Here is a 17,415-nt window from a genome sequence, read left to right on the forward strand (position 1 = left end):
GTTACGCATGTCGCATCCGACGATTTTCATCGCTTACCCCAAATCCGCCATCAGCACTTTGGATTTACGCTGGTAGTTGTACAACTGCTTTTTGCTCTCGGGCAGTAAATCAATATCCACTGGGGTAAATCCACGTTCCTGGAACCAGTGAATACTGCGCGTGGTCAGCACAAACAATTTGCTTAAGCCGCTCTGCTTCGCCTGAGCGGCAATGCGTTCCAGCAGAACCTCGCCCCGTGATGAGCTGCGGTAATCCGGGTGAACTGCCACACAGGCCATTTCCCCAATCTTCTCTTCCGGGAACGGATAGAGCGCGGCGCAGGCAATAGTCGTGTTATCGCGCTGAATAATGGTGAATTTATCGATTTCCATCTCCAGCTGCTCGCGAGAACGGCGTACCAGAATACCTTGCTGCTCCAGCGGGCGAATCAACTCCAGAATACCGCCAATATCGTTGATTGTTGCGCGACGAATCTGCTCGGCGCTTTCCATCACAATCTGCGTACCGATACCGTCGCGTGAGAACAACTCTTGCAACAGCGCGCCATCTTCCTGATAACTGATTAAATGACAGCGACGCACGCCGCTGCGGCAGGCTTTCACTGCGCCACGTAAAAAGCGCACCGTACCGGAGTTGTAATCGCCTTTCTCTTCCTGGGCTTCTACCCGCGCTTGCGCTTCGTTAGGGAAAAGTTCGGAGACAATATCACCGTCGTCATTAGTGACGCCCTGGGAAGAGCAAAAACCAATCATCTTTTCAGCTTTCAGTTTGATGGCCAGTTGAGTGGCAATCTCTTCCGAGGTCAGATTAAAGCTCTCGCCAGTGACAGAAACAGCGACCGGCCCCATTAGCACTATTGCACCGCTGTCCAGTTGACGATGGATCGCGTCTTCATCAATCCGCCGGATACGCCCGCTATGACAGTAATCCACGCCGTCATCGACGCCCAGCGGCTGGGCAATAATAAAATTACCACTGACGACGTTGATATGCGCGCCCTGCAGCGGTGTATTATTGAGACTCATCGACAGGCGAGCAGTAATATCCAGTTGCAATGTTCCCGCAGCCTGCTTCACCAGTTCCAGCGTTTTGGCGTCGGTCACACGTATATTCTTGTGATACAGCGGTTCGTGGTGATGTGCAGCCAGATTTGCGTCGATCTGCGGACGTGCGCCATAGACCACCACCAGACGGATGCCGAGGCTGTGCAACAACCCGATATCATTAACGATACTGGAGAAATTCTCATGCTCAATGGCTTCACCGCCGAGCATGATGACAAACGTTTTTCCCCGGTGGGTATTGATATAGGGAACCGAATGGCGGAATCCCTCGACCAGCTCGGTTTTACGTTCCTTTACCACGGTACACCTCTTTGCATGATTATTCGAAATTATTGTATTTTTATTCTGTTTTTTCGCAGGGTGCAAGTGTAAATTTTATGCGGGAGCGACTTTTTTATCAGTAATACCGTGAATATAAAAAGAATGTTTACCGTTTTATAGATGACAGATTATGCGTCTTTCGCTAAAGTTTCCGGTCAAATTGGTCGTTCACTTGTTACACAGCTTAGATTTCTTTTGCTCGGGAGAGGCATGTCAGGATCCAATACTGCAATCAGCCGTCGTCGTTTACTGCAAGGCGCGGGTGCCATGTGGCTATTGAGCGTAAGTCAGGTCAGCCTGGCTGCGGTCAGCCAGGTCGTGGCGGTGCGCGTCTGGCCTGCGTCCAGCTACACCCGCGTGACGGTAGAATCAAATCGTCAGCTGAAATATAAGCAGTTCGCGTTGAGTAATCCTGAACGCGTGGTGGTGGATATCGAAGATGTAAACCTGAACTCGGTGCTCAAGGGGATGGCGGCACAAATTCGCGCTGACGACCCGTTCATCAAGTCGGCGCGCGTCGGGCAATTTGACCCGCAAACCGTACGCATGGTTTTTGAATTAAAGCAAAACGTAAAACCGCAGCTGTTTGCCCTTGCGCCGGTCGCCGGGTTTAAAGAGCGTCTGGTGATGGACCTCTATCCGGCCAATGCACAGGATATGCAGGACCCGCTGCTGGCGCTGCTGGAGGATTACAACAAAGGCGACCTCGAAAAGCAGGTGCCGCCAGCACAAAGTGGTCCACAACCGGGTAAAGCAGGGCGCGATCGTCCGATTGTCATTATGCTTGACCCTGGCCACGGTGGCGAAGACTCCGGTGCGGTGGGGAAATACAAAACGCGCGAAAAAGACGTGGTATTGCAAATAGCTCGCCGTCTGCGCTCTCTGATCGAGAAAGAGGGCAATATGAAGGTGTACATGACGCGCAATGAAGACATCTTCATTCCGTTGCAAGTGCGCGTAGCAAAAGCCCAGAAACAGCGTGCTGACCTGTTTGTCTCTATCCATGCCGACGCCTTTACCAGTCGTCAGCCGAGCGGTTCCTCTGTGTTTGCGCTCTCAACCAAAGGTGCAACCAGTACTGCGGCAAAATATCTGGCACAAACCCAGAACGCCTCGGACTTGATTGGTGGCGTGAGCAAAAGCGGTGACCGCTATGTCGACCACACCATGTTCGATATGGTGCAGTCGCTGACCATTGCCGACAGCCTGAAGTTTGGTAAAGCGGTGCTGAATAAGCTCGGTAAAATCAACAAGCTGCATAAAAATCAGGTTGAACAGGCCGGGTTTGCCGTACTAAAGGCACCAGATATTCCCTCCATTCTGGTCGAAACGGCGTTTATCAGTAACGTTGAGGAAGAACGTAAACTGAAAACGGCGACTTTCCAGCAGGAAGTTGCGGAGTCTATTCTTGCGGGGATTAAAGCGTATTTTGCCGATGGGGCGACGCTGGCGAGAAGGGGATGATAAAAAGGCGCTGAATGGCGCTTTTTTTATGGGAGACCAGAAACACAAAAACACCCGTTAGGGTGTTCAATAATTGGTTGCGGGGGCCGGATTTGAACCGACGACCTTCGGGTTATGAGCCCGACGAGCTACCAGGCTGCTCCACCCCGCGTCACCGTACTGCTATTACTTCATCAAATTTTGATTGGTTGCGGGGGCCGGATTTGAACCGACGACCTTCGGGTTATGAGCCCGACGAGCTACCAGGCTGCTCCACCCCGCGTCACCGTACTGCTTTACTTCATCAAATTTTAATTGGTTGCGGGGGCCGGATTTGAACCGACGACCTTCGGGTTATGAGCCCGACGAGCTACCAGGCTGCTCCACCCCGCGTCCGTGGATGCGCACTATACTCCGCTCGCGTTTTCATGCAACCTTTTTTTTAACCCGATCACGGATTCGGCATGATTTTGAACAAAAACAAATCACTAAAGCCTATTTTTTGTGCAAAATTTGCGTCAGGGAGAGGCTGCTCATTTCATTAAACGCGGCGGTTTGTTATCTTCGTTGCGCCTTATTTTTTAACCTGAAGAAGAGAACAATGAAAGGACGTTGGGTAAAGTACCTTCTTATGGGCACGGTTGTGGCAATGCTTGCCGCCTGCTCTTCCAAACCAACCGATCGCGGACAGCAATATAAAGACGGGAAATTTACCCAGCCTTTCTCTCTGGTGAACCAGCCAGATGCCGTTGGCGCGCCGATTAACGCCGGTGATTTTGCCGAGCAAATTAACCATATCCGTAATTCGTCACCGCGTCTGTATGGCAACCAGAGTAATGTTTATAACGCGGTGCAAGAGTGGCTGCGCGCAGGCGGTGATACCCGCAATATGCGCCAGTTCGGCATTGATGCCTGGCAGATGGAAGGTGCCGACAACTATGGTAACGTGCAGTTTACAGGCTATTACACGCCGGTAATTCAGGCGCGCCATACCCGCCAGGGCGAGTTCCAGTATCCTATTTACCGTATGCCGCCAAAACGTGGTCGTTTGCCGTCTCGTGCGGAGATCTACGCGGGGGCATTGAGTGATAAATATATTCTCGCTTACAGTAACTCCCTGATGGATAACTTCATTATGGATGTGCAGGGTAGTGGGTATATCGACTTTGGTGATGGCAGTCCGCTTAACTTTTTCAGCTATGCAGGGAAAAACGGTCATGCCTATCGCAGCATCGGTAAGGTGCTGATTGACCGTGGCGAAGTGAAAAAAGAAGATATGTCGATGCAGGCGATTCGTCACTGGGGCGAAACACACAGTGAAGCTGAGGTTCGCGAGCTGCTTGAGCAGAATCCTTCATTTGTTTTCTTTAAACCGCAATCTTTTGCACCGGTGAAAGGAGCAAGTGCAGTACCGCTGGTTGGTCGCGCTTCAGTTGCCTCTGATCGTTCCATTATCCCACCAGGTACAACCTTGCTGGCAGAAGTGCCGCTGCTGGATAATAACGGCAAATTCAACGGTCAGTATGAACTGCGTCTGATGGTGGCGCTGGATGTTGGTGGCGCAATCAAAGGCCAACACTTCGATATCTATCAAGGGATCGGTCCGGAAGCCGGGCACCGCGCAGGTTGGTACAATCACTATGGACGTGTCTGGGTGCTGAAAACGGCTCCGGGCGCAGGTAACGTCTTTAGCGGCTGATGTGATATTCTGTATACCGTTTTGACGGATACGACAGGGTGAGGGATAACCTCGCCCTTTTTAATTCTGAGGTGCTATGTCTGTGGTAATTAGTGATGCATGGCGTCAGCGTTTTGGTGGCACAGCGCGTCTGTATGGTGAAAAAGCGTTGCAACTGTTTGCTGACGCGCATATTTGTGTGGTCGGTATTGGCGGTGTCGGTTCCTGGGCGGCGGAAGCGCTGGCGCGCACAGGGATTGGCGCAATCACGCTTATCGATATGGATGATGTGTGCGTCACCAATACCAATCGGCAAATTCATGCCCTGCGCGATAACGTGGGGCTGGCAAAAGCGGAAGTTATGGCGGAGCGTATTCGCCAGATTAACCCGGAGTGCCGTGTAACGGTGGTGGATGATTTCGTGACGCCGGATAACGTAGCGCAGTATATGAGCGTGGGTTATTCGTACGTGATTGATGCCATTGATAGTGTACGGCCCAAAGCGGCGCTGATTGCTTATTGTCGGCGCAATAAAATCCCACTGGTCACAACCGGTGGCGCGGGTGGGCAGATTGACCCGACGCAGATTCAGGTTACCGATCTGGCGAAAACGATTCAGGACCCGCTGGCAGCGAAGTTGCGTGAGCGCCTGAAAAGCGATTTTGGCATAGTGAAAAACAGTAAAGGTAAGCTCGGCGTGGATTGCGTATTCTCTACCGAAGCATTGGTGTACCCGCAGTCAGACGGTACGGTGTGTGCTATGAAAGCTACGGCGGAAGGGCCAAAGCGAATGGATTGTGCATCTGGATTTGGTGCTGCGACGATGGTGACCGCCACCTTTGGTTTTGTTGCGGTTTCTCATGCGCTGAAGAAGATGATGGCGAAAGCGGCGCGTCAGGGGTAAACAATCAGGTCGGATGCGACGCGAACGTCTTATCCGACCTGGTTCTGTGCTTAAACCTGCTTCGCCGCAGCGATAATCGCCTCGCTTAACGCATTCAACCCCTGGCTGCGTGAGGCGCTAAGCTGCGCACGCAATCCCAGCTCATCAAACAATGCCAGCGGCGACTGTGCCTGCAATTCGGCGGCGGTTTTCCCCTCAACGGCAGTCAACAACACCGCCAGCAGGCCGCGCACAATGCGCCCTTCGCTGTCGCCAAAGAAGTGCATTTTACCGTTTTCAGCCACGGTATATCCCAGCCAGACGCGGTTTTCGCATCCGGCAATCTCTTTAGCCTGCGCTTTTAACTCGTCTGGCAAAGCCGGAAGCTGTTTCCCCAGCATGATCAACTGGCGATATTTATCTTCCCATTGCGTCAACGGTGCGAAGGTATTGCGTAACGTTTCTGCGGTTACGGTTGTGCCGAACGGATGTCCGGCGAATTGCGGGTTCGTCATTAATCCACCAATAATTCCAGCGCGCGGTCAACGGCATTCACCAGCGCATCCACATCACTCTTTGTATTATATGGCGCAAAAGAGGCGCGCAGTGTGCCGGTTACGCCTAATTCTGCCAGTAGCGGCTGAGCGCAATGCTGCCCGGCCCGCAGGGCAATACCGTACTCCGCCAGCAGCGTCACCATATCGCTGTGATGAACGCCAGCAAAATCAAAGGCCAGCAGGCTGGAATCCTGGCAGCGAAATGAGCGGAAGCCAGGACGTTTTGCCAGCGCATCTTCCGCTAGCGTTGCTAAGCTACGGCTCCAGCTTTCGGCCTGGTTGATATCGTAATCTGCCAGCCATTCCAGCGCCGCGCTTAATCCTATGACACCAGCGACATTTGGCGTTCCGGCTTCCAGTTTCCACGGCGCAGATTGAGTCGTGAAGCCGTCAAAACTCACTTCGTGAATCATTTTGCCGCCACCCAGCCAGGGTGACATCGCTTCCAGCAGTTCTGATTTGCCATACAGCACGCCGATACCCGTCGGGCCATACAGTTTGTGACCAGAGAAAGCATAGAAATCAATATCCAGTTGCTGAACATCCGCAGGGAAATGCACCGCCCCCTGAGCACCATCAACCATCACCACCATCCCGGCAGAATGAGCAAAGGTAATCGCTCGCGCCAGATCCGGGCAACCGCCAGTGACGTTCGACATTTGTCCCAGAGCAAGAATTCGACTACGAGGTGTGATCAGTTCTGGCAACAAATCGACATCCGGCAATCGCTGCGCATTAAGCGGCAATTTCACCACTTTGGCTCCCGTTTGTTGGGCGACCATCAGCCAGGGGACGAGGTTAGCGTGGTGTTCTGCCACGCTGACAATAATCTCATCGCCCGGTTGCAGACGCGGACGCGCATAGCATTGTGCCACCATGTTGATGGATTCAGTGGTGCCGCGCGTCCAGACGATAGTTTTATCATCCGGTGCATTCAGTAATTGCGCCACTTTCTCTCGTGCAGCTTCATAACGCGCGGTCAGGCGTTGGGCTTCGGCAAACTGGCTGCGATGGACGTTTCCGGCGCTCAGGCTGTAAAACTGTCGAGTGGCTTCAACCACGGCTTCAGGTTTAAGCGCGGTCGCGGCGCTGTCGAGATAGACGCCCGCATCCTGTAGCGCGGGAAACTGGGCGCGAAACTGCGCGGGATTAAAAACGTTCATGGTACTCCTCGGCTTGATGCACCGATCGTGACGCAAAATTCACTTTGATACAAGGAGGGGGCTAACCATCAGAATTATCTGGATATCCTGGCGAAGCCGCGTCAGTAACATATGCTGAATAGTGTTAGGCGTTAATTTTAGCCTGTTAATCAATACTATTAAGATTTATTAATCGCTTTAAGGAGAAGATGATGAAAAAGACTGCCGCAATTATTTCTGCCTGTATGCTGACTTTTGCCCTGAGCGCCTGTTCCGGTTCGAACTATGTGATGCACACCAATGACGGACGTACCATCGTCTCTGACGGCAAACCACAGACTGATAACGATACCGGTATGATTTCGTATAAAGACGCTAATGGCAACAAACAGCAGATCAACCGTACCGACGTGAAAGAGATGGTCGAACTGGATCAGTAATTCGCGATCGCAAGGTAAAAAAAAGCACCGCAATTAGGCGGTGCTACATTAATCACTATGGACAGACAGGGTAAATGTACAGGAAGTGAAAAAAGGTAGCTTTGCTACCATGGTCTGAATCGCAGACCAATTGCAAACACAACAACACAACATCACAACCGTAAGCCAAAAGTTCACCAGAACACGCATTCCGATAAAACTTTTCGTTCCGGCTCAGGAAGTGCCGCCACTATAGGTATTTGCTGGTAGAAGCTCAACGGACAATTTATAATGGCTCAGATTAAAAAAACTAATAGGTTACACAGTGTGATCTAATTGTTAGATTCATTTAACATCAAAGTTTAAAAGCCATGTCTAAACGATTACCACCGCTAAATGCCTTACGAGTTTTTGATGCCGCAGCACGCCATTTAAGTTTCACTCGCGCAGCAGAAGAGCTTTTTGTGACCCAGGCCGCAGTAAGTCATCAAATCAAGTCTCTTGAGGATTTTCTGGGGCTAAAACTGTTCCGCCGCCGTAATCGTTCACTCCTGCTGACCGAGGAAGGTCAAAGCTATTTCCTCGATATCAAAGAGATATTTTCGCAATTAACCGAAGCGACGCGTAAACTCCAGGCCCGTAGCGCCAAGGGGGCGTTGACGGTCAGTTTACTCCCCAGTTTCGCCATTCATTGGTTGGTTCCGCGACTTTCCAGCTTTAATTCAGCTTATCCGGGAATTGACGTTCGAATCCAGGCGGTTGATCGTCAGGAAGATAAGCTGGCGGATGATGTTGATGTGGCGATATTTTATGGTCGGGGCAACTGGCCGGGGCTACGGGTGGAAAAACTGTACGCCGAATATTTATTGCCGGTGTGTTCGCCGCTACTGCTGACTGGCGAAAAACCCTTGAAGACCCCGGAAGATCTGGCTAAACATACGTTATTACATGATGCGTCGCGCCGTGACTGGCAGACATATACCCGACAGTTGGGGTTAAATCATATCAACGTTCAGCAAGGGCCAATTTTTAGCCATAGCGCCATGGTGCTGCAAGCGGCTATCCACGGGCAGGGAGTGGCGCTGGCAAATAACGTGATGGCGCAATCTGAAATTGAGGCCGGACGTCTTGTTTGCCCGTTTAATGATGTACTGGTCAGTAAAAACGCTTTTTATCTGGTTTGTCATGACAGCCAGGCAGAACTGGGTAAAATAGCCGCCTTTCGCCAATGGATCCTGGCGAAAGCCGCTGCTGAACAAGAAAAATTCCGCTTTCGTTATGAACAATAATTTACGTAGGGTACGACCATGACCAGCCGTTTTATGCTGATTTTCGCCGCCATTAGCGGCTTCATTTTTGTGGCTCTGGGCGCTTTTGGCGCGCATGTGTTAAGTAAAACCATGGGGGCCGTTGAGATGGGCTGGATCCAGACCGGTCTCGAATATCAGGCGTTCCATACGTTGGCGATCTTAGGTCTGGCGGTGGCAATGCAGCGTCGCATCAGTATCTGGTTTTACTGGAGTAGCGTTTTCCTCGCGTTAGGCACGGTGCTGTTCAGCGGCAGCCTTTATTGCCTGGCGCTGTCCCATCTGCGTTTGTGGGCATTTGTCACACCGGTTGGCGGCGTGAGCTTCCTCGCGGGCTGGGCGTTAATGTTAGTTGGTGCTATCCGTTTAAAGCGCAAGGGCGTAAGTCATGAATAAGGTTGTATTGCTGTGCCGTCCGGGCTTTGAAAAAGAGTGCGCCGCAGAAATTACCGATAAAGCCGGCCAGCGGGAAATTTTCGGTTTTGCCCGCGTGAAAGAGAATGCGGGTTATGTCATTTATGAATGTTATCAACCTGATGATGGCGATAAGTTAATCCGTGAGCTGCCGTTCAGTTCATTAATTTTTGCCCGCCAGTGGTTTGTGGTGGGGGAACTCCTGCAGCATTTGCCGCCAGAAGATCGTATTACTCCCATTGTCGGCATGTTACAGGGCGTAGTAGAGAAGGGCGGTGAACTGCGTGTTGAAGTTGCCGATACCAACGAAAGCAAAGAGTTGCTGAAATTCTGCCGTAAATTCACCGTGCCGCTACGCGCTGCCTTGCGCGATGCGGGTGTGCTGGCGAACTATGAAACGCCGAAGCGTCCGGTTGTGCATGTATTCTTTATTGCACCAGGCTGCTGCTATACCGGTTACTCATACAGCAACAATAATTCGCCGTTCTATATGGGCATTCCGCGCCTGAAATTTCCGGCAGATGCGCCGAGTCGTTCCACGCTCAAACTGGAAGAGGCATTTCATGTGTTTATTCCTGCGGATGAGTGGGATGAACGCCTGGCGAACGGGATGTGGGCGGTGGATTTAGGCGCTTGCCCAGGCGGCTGGACCTACCAACTGGTGAAGCGCAACATGTGGGTTTATTCCGTCGACAACGGCCCGATGGCGCAAAGTCTGATGGATACCGGACAGGTGACGTGGCTGCGGGAAGACGGTTTCAAATTCCGTCCGACGCGCAGCAATATCTCCTGGATGGTATGCGATATGGTTGAAAAACCGGCGAAAGTTGCGGCATTGATGGCGCAGTGGCTGGTTAATGGCTGGTGTCGTGAAACCATTTTCAACCTCAAACTGCCGATGAAAAAACGCTACGAAGAAGTGTCACACAATCTGGCGTATATTCAGGCACAGCTTGATGAACATGGCATAAATGCTCAGATCCAGGCGCGGCAGTTGTATCACGATCGCGAAGAAGTGACGGTGCACGTCCGCCGTATCTGGGCTGCGGTGGGTGGTCGTCGCGACGAGCGATAACAGGCAAGGCCGGGGCGTCGTCTCCGGCCTGCTACCCTTTCCGTCAGGCTGTTACCAAAGAAGTTGCAACCTGGCGCTCATCAGAAATAATGTGCGTTACCTCATCAAGATGCCCGATGCGGGCTTCCCCTGAACGATTAAATTTACTTTTATCAATCAATAACAACGATTGCGCGGCGCGTTTTAATAACATTGATTTGTAATCAGCGTTGATGGCATTGGAGTCCCACAGTGCGCCGCTGCTATCGATCCCTTCACAAGAAAAAATAAACAGATCGATTTCCAGCGATTTAAGTTGGGAAATCAGCGAGGGATTGACGTAACAGCCATATTTGCGCTCAAGTGTGCCGCCGGAACTGATTAGTTGAATGCGTTCGCGTTTACCGAGTTCATGGCAAATCGGATGGCTATTGGTGAAGACCTGGATGTTGATGTCAGGCAACTGGCGTGCCAGATACCAGCAGGTTGAACTTGCGTCTAAGGCTATTACCATCCCTTCTTCAATCCACGCGAGCGCCTCGCGCGCGATATCTGCTTTATGCGCATAATGGCTTTTCAGCCGGATGTGAAAGGGATCGCCACTGTCTTGATTTTGACGGTGGATATATTTAGCGCGCCCATGATTGCGCAGAATTTTACCCTGCGTCTGTAATTCATTGAGATCGCGACGAATGGTTTCTTTACTGACCTTTAGCTGTTCAGAGAGAGCTTCCGTGGTCAGGCTGGTATGGTTCAGCAGCAGGTCGACTATCGCTTGCTGGCGTGCCGCTTTCATATTTTTCACCCCATCATTCGATAACCGCCCGCGTCATGCGGGCGTACCGGTATGAGATTACGGTGTTACCCCTTTTTTTAAAAGAATATTCCCGTACTTCGCTCGTTCGCCTGTGATAACGATCGCAAAGGCTTTTTGTGCCCGTTCATAAAACGCAAAACGATTGATGCGGATGATGTCAGGACACGGGGCTTGTAGTGAAAGCGCATTACGGTAACGTCGTTCTACTTCAGGATCGAGAGTGTCACCTTCTACCGCCGCCATCATCACCAGCGGCGGTGCATAACTGTCCAGCTCAAATAATGGGATAATCGCCTGGAGCAAGTCGCTCACCAACAGGCCATCAGCGCGGATCACCTGCGGTCCCATCGAATGGGCGGGAAAGTGAGCATCGGAAAAAATAATTTCATCTCCATGTCCCATCTCTGCCAGCACTTTCAATAGTTCGGGAGAAATTAACGGCGAAATTGTTTTCAGCATTTCACACTTCCTCTATAAATTCAGGTTCAGTTTGCGGGTAGAAATAACGGTACTGATAATGAATCTGCGCGCGAGCTTCCTCCGGGCTGTTAAATTCCCCTACGCCATACCAACCGAACAGCGCAGCTCCTGCGACGGTCGTTTCGGCGTCGTCGAGAACTTTTACCGGAATATCAAGCATATTGGCTTTAATCTGATTCCACAAAGTGTTGCGACTTCCTCCACCGACTAACAATAATTCAGAGGCTTTAAAGTGCCCGATTTTTTCCAGCATCTGTAGATTGTGCTGTAATTGCGCAGTTAACCCTTCCAGCGCCGCGCGATAGAAATGCCCCCGCGTGGTATTAAGCGTCACTCCTTGCCAGCCAGCGTTCTGACACGACAATAAATCACACTGCATTTTCACGCCATCCGCGCCAGGCGCGATCAGACGAGCCTCTTCAATCAACATTTGCCAGGGAGTTTCAGCCGTCCAGAACAGTTTTCTCACCCATTCCAGCACGCCGGATGCCAGCCATTGCATACCTGGGTTATACAACCCTGCCTGACTATCCAGTTCGCAGGTCGAACCGGCGTACTGACTTAACAGCGAAGTATCAACCTGGGTGCTACGGACCATTAAAATTTCCCATGTACCGGAAGAGAGCACGGGTTCATTTTGGTCGGCACCAGCGCCAAAAAGGGCGAACTGGGTATCGTGACCTGCGGAAATCACCGGTATGCCAACGGGTAAGCCGAGCATTGCTGCGGCGCTGTTCTGTAACGTACCAATCTGTTCACCCGCTTCCACCAGACGAGGGAAGAGTCGGCGTGGAATACCGGTGGCTTGTAAAATTTGCGGACTGAAATCGCGTTGCTGGATATCCAGCATCTGGCTGGTTCCGGCCATCGTGATATCAGTAGAGAATTCGCCGGTTAAACGGTGGTTAATCAGCGACGAAATAAAGAGCCAGGCGTGCGCGCGTTCCAGCAGTTGTGGATGATTTTCTTTCAACCACACCAACTTATATAACGTATTGAAACTAAAGGCTCCGACGCCAGAAATAGCCTGCAACCGCTGTGCGGAGATCAACTGTTCAATATTGTCCATAACCGCTGCTGTTCGCGGACATTTCCAGCTAATGATCGGATAGAGCAGATTGCCTTGCTTATCTACCAGAGCGCCATCCACACCAAAGGTGGTGACGGCGATACCGCGGATGTGGCAATCAGTCAGTTCACTATTGATTTGCCGACAGCAATCAGCAAAGCGTTGCAAAATGGCGTCTAAAGACCACTGGTGCCAGGTGTTGTTTTCCATCGCGATATCGCTGGCATTAGGCGTTGAGGCGCGGGCAACAATTTTTCCCTGCCGATTAACCGCGATGGCCCTGACATTGGTCGCGCCACAGTCGAGTACCAGGATAACTTCTTGTTTCATAATCGCTCCTGCAATATAGCCGGATAACATTGTTTATCCGGCTAACCACTCTTGCTTGTTCTGGCCCGGTAGCCGGAGCGACCGGGCATCACATCAGGGAGTAATGTATTAACGCTTGTACAACGGGCCGTAGTTCTGGCAAGCGCGGTAATCCTGGCCTTCAATATCCATGCCGTGCGCGGCCCAGGCAGAAGGACGATATACTTTGGTCTCTTCAACGTTGTGCATACATACCGGGATACGCAGCATGGAGGCGAGAGTGATAAAGTCTGCGCCAACGTGGCCGATGGTCAGAACCCCGTGGTTAGCGCCCCAGTTCGCCATTACCGAATACACATCCGTAAACGGCCCTTTACCGGTGAGGCGCGGTGCAAACCAGGTGGTTGGCCAGGTTGAGTTGGTGCGTTTGTTGAGGATGTCATGCACATCCTTCGGTAACTCAACGCTCCAGCCTTCCGCGATTTGCAGTACCGGGCCCAGGCCTTTGATGATGTTGACACGGGTCATGGTGAACGGGACGCCGCCTTCGGTAAGGAAGCGGGAAGAGTAACCGCCGCCACGGAAGTATTCGTGGATCGCCGGGCACCATTCGGTAGCGGCGAGGCAAGCGTCAGCCTCTTGCTGAGAGATTTCCCAGTGCGGCTTCATCGTCGGGTTACCTTCGCTGTCGCGTTGTTTACAGGAACCGTCCAGCGCAGCAGAACCGGAGTTGATCAAATGGATGATGCCGTGTTCTGCCAGTCCGTCCAGTTTATGCCCCGTTACACGCTCAATTGCTTCTGGTGACCAGTAGGTACGCACATCGGCAAATACCTGAGCGGTGCCGGTGAGTTGGTGACCCATTAGCATTGCCACGCCGTTAAGACTGTCGTTTTCGGTCGCCACGACAAAGGGTTCGCGCACGCCATTCCAGTCAAATGAACTGTTAAGGATCGCTTCGGCGGTGTCACCATTGGGATATTGATCGGTCCAATGACGTTGCCCCTGGAAGCCCGCAGCGATGGCGTTGTAGCCAAGTGATTCTTCCACGCGACCAATATCGGCCAGTTTGCTGTTGCCTTGCATCATGTCGCGGATACACATCGCCATCAGTAAACTTTCGCGCAGAACTGCGCGGCTTTGCTCGGCATTGCGTTGATACTGTTTGTTATTTTCATCTTCGCCATAGCGGAAGTTTTTATCAGCCCAGGCCAGCGCCATTTCCAGTTCGGCTTCGTCGTAAATCTTCTGATCGATACGGCGACGCAGTTCGGTCATATCCACCGCCTGGACTTTCATTCCCAGCCAGGATTCAAAGAAGTTGTGATCAACAATGGAACCGGCGATACCCATCGAAACGCCGCCCAGCGACAGATAGCTTTTACCTTTCATGCTGGCGACTGCTAAACCGGCGCGGGCAAAGCGCAGCAGTTTTTCTTCAACATCGGCAGGAATCGATGTGTCATCGGCATCCTGAACATCATGACCGTAAATGGAGAATGCCGGGATGCCTTTCTGGCTGTGAGCTGCCAGAGCCGCTGCCAGGTAAACAGCGCCGGGGCGTTCAGTGCCGTTAAAGCCCCAAATGGCTTTCGGGCGGGTTGGATCCATGTCGATAGTTTCACTGCCATAGCACCAGCAAGGCGTTACCGTAATGGTGAGGCCTACATTCTGACTGCTGAATTTTTCTTCGCAAGCAGCGGCTTCAGCCATACCCGCGATACAGGTATCGGAAATGACACACTCGATGGCAGCTCCGCAGGCATGGCGCAGTTTCTCGGTCAGCAGTGCGGCCGTAGCTTTCGCCATATTCATTGTTTGTTCTTCAAGCGACTCACGAACACCCATGCGACGACCGTCAATAACCGGGCGGATACCAATTTTCGGTAAGCTGATTTTTTTCATTACAGATTCCTCACTTTATTCGGAAAATATGTTCAGTTAGTTGCCGTTTGAGAACGGAAACGGGCAAAGATAAAGATGACCGCGAAGCAGAGTGCCGGGATCAGTTCGGCAGTGGGGATGTTGCCCGCTGCGTCACTGACAAAACCCATGACCGGAGTGACAATACCGCCGCCAATAATGGTCATAACGATGAAGGACGAACCGTATTTGGTGTCCTGGCCGAGATTCTTAATGCCCAGCGAGAAGATTGTTGGGTACTGAATCGACATAAAGGCACTGCATAATGTCAGGGCTATTAAGCCCACATGACCGCCAGCGAAGGCTGAGATCAGGCACAGTGCCATAGCGATTAATGCGTAGGCTGCCAGGACTTTGTGTGGTGCGAAGCGACTGATGAGCCAGGTACCGGTGAAACGACCAATAAAGAAGCACACCATGGTTCCGGTTAAATAGTTAGCGGCAAAGCCTGCGGTCATACCTGGAATTTCTTCTACAGCGTAGCGAATCAAATAGCTCCAGCAGGCCGTTTGCGCGCCGACATAGCAGAATTGCGCTAATACCGCCCAGCGCCAGTGACGAATACGCGCCAGACGAGAAAGCGATGCGGAGAACGATCCTTGTTTGGCGTCACTGTGATTATCACTCTGCAATGCCGGGAATTTCGTCAGCATGATCAGCAGGGCGACCAGTAACACGATAGCCACGATGATCATATAAGGTGTCTGTACCGATAATACCAGGCTGTGTTTATACGCACTCAATTGCTCTGGAGACATTTTATCGAGAACGTCTTGCGATTGATGTGGCACGTTAGACAAAATAAGACTTTGTCCAAAGACAACCGCGATAATTGCGCCAAACGAGTTAAATGTTTGCGCAAGATTTAAGCGGAAGTGACCACTGCTTTCCGGCCCTAATACCGTAACAAAAGGGTTTGCGGCAGTTTCCAGACAACCTAATCCGGCTGCAATAATAAATAGGCCAACTAAAAATAAGGTGTAGTTCATTATTTCTGCAGCGGGCCAGAATAATGCAGCGCCCAAGGCATATAAAAATAATCCGGTAATAATCCCTGCTTTATAACTGAGTTTTTTCATCAATATCCCAGCAGGGATTGGGATAATGAAATAACCAAAGTAAAAGGCCGATTGGATCAGGCCAGCCTGGAAATTTGTCAGCGTAAAAGCCTGCTGGAATTGAGGTAATAAAATGTCGTTAAGGTTATTGGCTACCGCCCAAAGAAAAAACAGTGAGCACAGCAGCGCGAATGGAATAATGTAACTTCTGCTTTGCCCTGCATCTTTATCTACCGCACGGTAACTCTGCGTTTGTATTGATGTGTTTCCCATAGCATCCTCTTAGGTTCAGAAGCTTAAGCACGTAATCGGTTATGTTTTCAAAAGTGCAAAACCAGCGAGTTCGGGCTTCATATCAGTGAATATTTGCCTGTCAGAAATGAACTCATGGATTCATTTTCAAATAAAAAACGCTCTGTAATATGACGGCGGTCACACTTATTAGCTGGGAGGTGACTTTATGTGACTACCATCACTTTAATAATCGAAATTTCATGCCCGTTTCAGAAAATAAATCATAAAAAACACAAACCCGATGACCGTATTAATTGTTTGTGCCGAAAACGGGCATTTCTGGCGAGAGGGAATGGAAAAATGACCGTTTTGATAAATATTTTTAAGAGCGGTCATTTTTAATGGGGTTATAAAAAGAGAAGTTGCAGTTATTTACTGTGATTAGTTGAACCAGGTCACAAAATATAAGCTTGTGAATTTCTTTCTGGTTAATCAGGAAGAAGATGGTGGGTAATTAAACGGCTAATTCAATAGTGTGAAAGGAACAACATTATTGCCCTGTTTTGAATCAGAGAGAGGTAGCTAATGGAACGAAATAAACTTGCTCGTCAGATTATTGACACTTGCCTGGAAATGACCCGCCTGGGACTGAACCAGGGGACAGCGGGTAACGTCAGTGTACGTTATCAGGATGGGATGCTGATTACGCCTACAGGTATTCCATATGAAAAACTGACGGAGTCGCATATTGTCTTTATTGATGGCAACGGTAAACATGAGGAAGGAAAGCTCCCCTCAAGCGAATGGCGTTTCCATATGGCGGCCTATCAAAGCAGACCGGATGCCAACGCAGTTGTTCACAATCATGCCGTTCATTGCACAGCAGTTTCCATTCTTAACCGACCGCTCCCCGCTATTCACTACATGATTGCGGCGGCTGGCGGTAATTCTATTCCTTGCGCGCCTTATGCGACCTTTGGAACACGCGAACTTTCTGAACATGTTGCGCTGGCTCTCAAAAATCGTAAGGCAACTTTGTTACAACATCATGGGCTTATCGCTTGTGAGGTGAATCTGGAGAAAGCGTTATGGCTGGCGCATGAAGTTGAAGTGCTGGCGCAACTTTACCTGACGACCCTGGCGATTACGGACCCGGTGCCAGTGCTGAGCGATGAAGAGATTGCCGTAGTGCTGGAGAAATTCAAAACCTACGGGTTACGGATTGAAGAGTAATTTCGTAAA

At 50.9% G+C, this 17,415-nt stretch carries 16 protein-coding genes and 3 tRNA genes; 8 read left to right on the forward strand and 11 right to left on the reverse strand.

Features of this window, described 5'->3' with window-relative positions:
• Positions 1-33: 33 nt before the first annotated feature.
• A complete protein-coding gene (gene argA, locus ACK8NJ_RS04910; protein ID WP_000237947.1) occupies positions 34-1,365 on the reverse strand; it encodes an amino-acid N-acetyltransferase in 1,332 nt (443 codons plus the stop codon).
• Positions 1,366-1,596: 231 nt separating this feature from the next.
• Here argA and amiC point away from each other — a divergent pair, with 231 nt between their 5' ends.
• Positions 1,597-2,850, forward strand: a complete 1,254-nt coding sequence (amiC, locus tag ACK8NJ_RS04915) for an N-acetylmuramoyl-L-alanine amidase AmiC (RefSeq protein ID WP_000016907.1) — start codon at positions 1,597-1,599, stop codon at positions 2,848-2,850.
• A gap of 74 nt (positions 2,851-2,924) precedes the next feature.
• On the opposite strand, the gene ACK8NJ_RS04920 is transcribed toward amiC, so the two are convergent.
• From ACK8NJ_RS04920 to ACK8NJ_RS04930, 3 genes are all read right to left on the reverse strand, one after another.
• Positions 2,925-3,001: transfer RNA gene (locus tag ACK8NJ_RS04920), tRNA-Met, on the reverse strand.
• A 34-nt stretch (positions 3,002-3,035) separates the two neighbouring features.
• Positions 3,036-3,112, reverse strand: a tRNA-Met gene (locus ACK8NJ_RS04925).
• 33 nt (positions 3,113-3,145) lie between these two features.
• A tRNA-Met gene (locus tag ACK8NJ_RS04930) sits at positions 3,146-3,222 on the reverse strand.
• Between the two features lie 208 nt (positions 3,223-3,430).
• Between ACK8NJ_RS04930 and mltA the strand changes: the two genes are divergently transcribed.
• Together mltA and tcdA are read left to right on the forward strand one after the other, a co-directional pair.
• Positions 3,431-4,528 (forward strand): murein transglycosylase A, encoded by a 1,098-nt coding sequence (gene mltA / locus ACK8NJ_RS04935; protein WP_000678646.1) that lies wholly within the window; start codon positions 3,431-3,433, stop codon positions 4,526-4,528.
• A 76-nt stretch (positions 4,529-4,604) separates the two neighbouring features.
• The gene (gene tcdA, locus ACK8NJ_RS04940; protein WP_000117726.1) at positions 4,605-5,411 is read left to right on the forward strand and encodes a tRNA cyclic N6-threonylcarbamoyladenosine(37) synthase TcdA; all 807 of its coding nucleotides are present in this window, start codon (positions 4,605-4,607) and stop codon (positions 5,409-5,411) included.
• A 50-nt stretch (positions 5,412-5,461) separates the two neighbouring features.
• Here the strand turns inward: tcdA and csdE are convergent, their stop codons facing one another.
• The gene (gene csdE / locus ACK8NJ_RS04945; protein ID WP_000184260.1) at positions 5,462-5,905 is read right to left on the reverse strand and encodes a cysteine desulfurase sulfur acceptor subunit CsdE; all 444 of its coding nucleotides are present in this window, start codon (positions 5,903-5,905) and stop codon (positions 5,462-5,464) included.
• Complete coding sequence (gene csdA, locus ACK8NJ_RS04950) at positions 5,905-7,110, reverse strand: cysteine desulfurase CsdA (protein WP_001299106.1); 1,206 nt, start codon at positions 7,108-7,110, stop codon at positions 5,905-5,907. Before csdA ends, csdE begins: the two co-directional genes overlap by 1 nt.
• A gap of 191 nt (positions 7,111-7,301) precedes the next feature.
• Between csdA and ACK8NJ_RS04955 the strand changes: the two genes are divergently transcribed.
• The 4 genes from ACK8NJ_RS04955 (at position 7,302) to rlmM (ending at position 10,304) form a co-directional block, all read left to right on the forward strand.
• Positions 7,302-7,529: a YgdI/YgdR family lipoprotein gene (locus tag ACK8NJ_RS04955; RefSeq protein WP_000750398.1), complete on the forward strand. Its 228-nt coding sequence runs from the start codon at positions 7,302-7,304 to the stop codon at positions 7,527-7,529.
• Between the two features lie 350 nt (positions 7,530-7,879).
• Positions 7,880-8,797 carry a glycine cleavage system transcriptional regulator GcvA gene (gcvA, locus tag ACK8NJ_RS04960; protein WP_000044401.1) on the forward strand — a complete coding sequence of 306 codons (918 nt, stop codon included), beginning with the start codon at positions 7,880-7,882 and terminating at the stop codon, positions 8,795-8,797.
• An 18-nt stretch (positions 8,798-8,815) separates the two neighbouring features.
• On the forward strand, positions 8,816-9,211 hold the full coding sequence (locus tag ACK8NJ_RS04965; protein WP_000203905.1) for a DUF423 domain-containing protein: 396 nt from the start codon (positions 8,816-8,818) through the stop codon (positions 9,209-9,211).
• Positions 9,204-10,304 carry a 23S rRNA (cytidine(2498)-2'-O)-methyltransferase RlmM gene (gene rlmM, locus ACK8NJ_RS04970; protein ID WP_001045520.1) on the forward strand — a complete coding sequence of 367 codons (1,101 nt, stop codon included), beginning with the start codon at positions 9,204-9,206 and terminating at the stop codon, positions 10,302-10,304. The genes ACK8NJ_RS04965 and rlmM overlap by 8 nt, the downstream gene beginning before the upstream one ends.
• A gap of 43 nt (positions 10,305-10,347) precedes the next feature.
• Here rlmM and fucR read toward each other — a convergent pair whose 3' ends face one another.
• The 5 genes from fucR to fucP form a co-directional block, all read right to left on the reverse strand.
• Positions 10,348-11,079, reverse strand: a complete 732-nt coding sequence (fucR, locus tag ACK8NJ_RS04975) for an L-fucose operon activator (protein ID WP_000642344.1) — start codon at positions 11,077-11,079, stop codon at positions 10,348-10,350.
• Between the two features lie 57 nt (positions 11,080-11,136).
• Positions 11,137-11,559, reverse strand: a complete 423-nt coding sequence (fucU, locus tag ACK8NJ_RS04980; protein ID WP_000920840.1) for an L-fucose mutarotase — start codon at positions 11,557-11,559, stop codon at positions 11,137-11,139.
• A 1-nt stretch (position 11,560) separates the two neighbouring features.
• A complete protein-coding gene (fucK, locus tag ACK8NJ_RS04985) occupies positions 11,561-12,979 on the reverse strand; it encodes an L-fuculokinase (RefSeq protein WP_411962188.1) in 1,419 nt (472 codons plus the stop codon).
• A 108-nt stretch (positions 12,980-13,087) separates the two neighbouring features.
• On the reverse strand, positions 13,088-14,863 hold the full coding sequence (gene fucI, locus ACK8NJ_RS04990) for an L-fucose isomerase (RefSeq protein ID WP_004096692.1): 1,776 nt from the start codon (positions 14,861-14,863) through the stop codon (positions 13,088-13,090).
• Between the two features lie 32 nt (positions 14,864-14,895).
• The gene (gene fucP / locus ACK8NJ_RS04995; protein WP_000528603.1) at positions 14,896-16,212 is read right to left on the reverse strand and encodes an L-fucose:H+ symporter permease; all 1,317 of its coding nucleotides are present in this window, start codon (positions 16,210-16,212) and stop codon (positions 14,896-14,898) included.
• Positions 16,213-16,758: 546 nt separating this feature from the next.
• Here fucP and fucA point away from each other — a divergent pair.
• A complete protein-coding gene (fucA, locus tag ACK8NJ_RS05000) occupies positions 16,759-17,406 on the forward strand; it encodes an L-fuculose-phosphate aldolase (protein WP_137515955.1) in 648 nt (215 codons plus the stop codon).
• Positions 17,407-17,415: the final 9 nt, after the last annotated feature.

This window comes from Escherichia sp. F1, assembly GCF_046764225.1.
GTDB classification, from domain to species: domain Bacteria; phylum Pseudomonadota; class Gammaproteobacteria; order Enterobacterales; family Enterobacteriaceae; genus Escherichia; species Escherichia coli.

Coding starts and splice junctions, on each gene's coding strand:
- amiC (WP_000016907.1), top strand. CDS start 1,597: ATGTCAGGATCCAATACTGCAATCAGCCGTCGTCGTTTACTGCAAGGC.
- mltA (WP_000678646.1), top strand. CDS start 3,431: ATGAAAGGACGTTGGGTAAAGTACCTTCTTATGGGCACGGTTGTGGCA.
- tcdA (WP_000117726.1), top strand. CDS start 4,605: ATGTCTGTGGTAATTAGTGATGCATGGCGTCAGCGTTTTGGTGGCACA.
- csdE (WP_000184260.1), bottom strand. CDS start 5,905: ATGACGAACCCGCAATTCGCCGGACATCCGTTCGGCACAACCGTAACC.
- csdA (WP_001299106.1), bottom strand. CDS start 7,110: ATGAACGTTTTTAATCCCGCGCAGTTTCGCGCCCAGTTTCCCGCGCTA.
- ACK8NJ_RS04955 (WP_000750398.1), top strand. CDS start 7,302: ATGAAAAAGACTGCCGCAATTATTTCTGCCTGTATGCTGACTTTTGCC.
- gcvA (WP_000044401.1), top strand. CDS start 7,880: ATGTCTAAACGATTACCACCGCTAAATGCCTTACGAGTTTTTGATGCC.
- ACK8NJ_RS04965 (WP_000203905.1), top strand. CDS start 8,816: ATGACCAGCCGTTTTATGCTGATTTTCGCCGCCATTAGCGGCTTCATT.
- rlmM (WP_001045520.1), top strand. CDS start 9,204: ATGAATAAGGTTGTATTGCTGTGCCGTCCGGGCTTTGAAAAAGAGTGC.
- fucR (WP_000642344.1), bottom strand. CDS start 11,079: ATGAAAGCGGCACGCCAGCAAGCGATAGTCGACCTGCTGCTGAACCAT.
- fucU (WP_000920840.1), bottom strand. CDS start 11,559: ATGCTGAAAACAATTTCGCCGTTAATTTCTCCCGAACTATTGAAAGTG.
- fucK (WP_411962188.1), bottom strand. CDS start 12,979: ATGAAACAAGAAGTTATCCTGGTACTCGACTGTGGCGCGACCAATGTC.
- fucI (WP_004096692.1), bottom strand. CDS start 14,863: ATGAAAAAAATCAGCTTACCGAAAATTGGTATCCGCCCGGTTATTGAC.
- fucP (WP_000528603.1), bottom strand. CDS start 16,212: ATGGGAAACACATCAATACAAACGCAGAGTTACCGTGCGGTAGATAAA.
- fucA (WP_137515955.1), top strand. CDS start 16,759: ATGGAACGAAATAAACTTGCTCGTCAGATTATTGACACTTGCCTGGAA.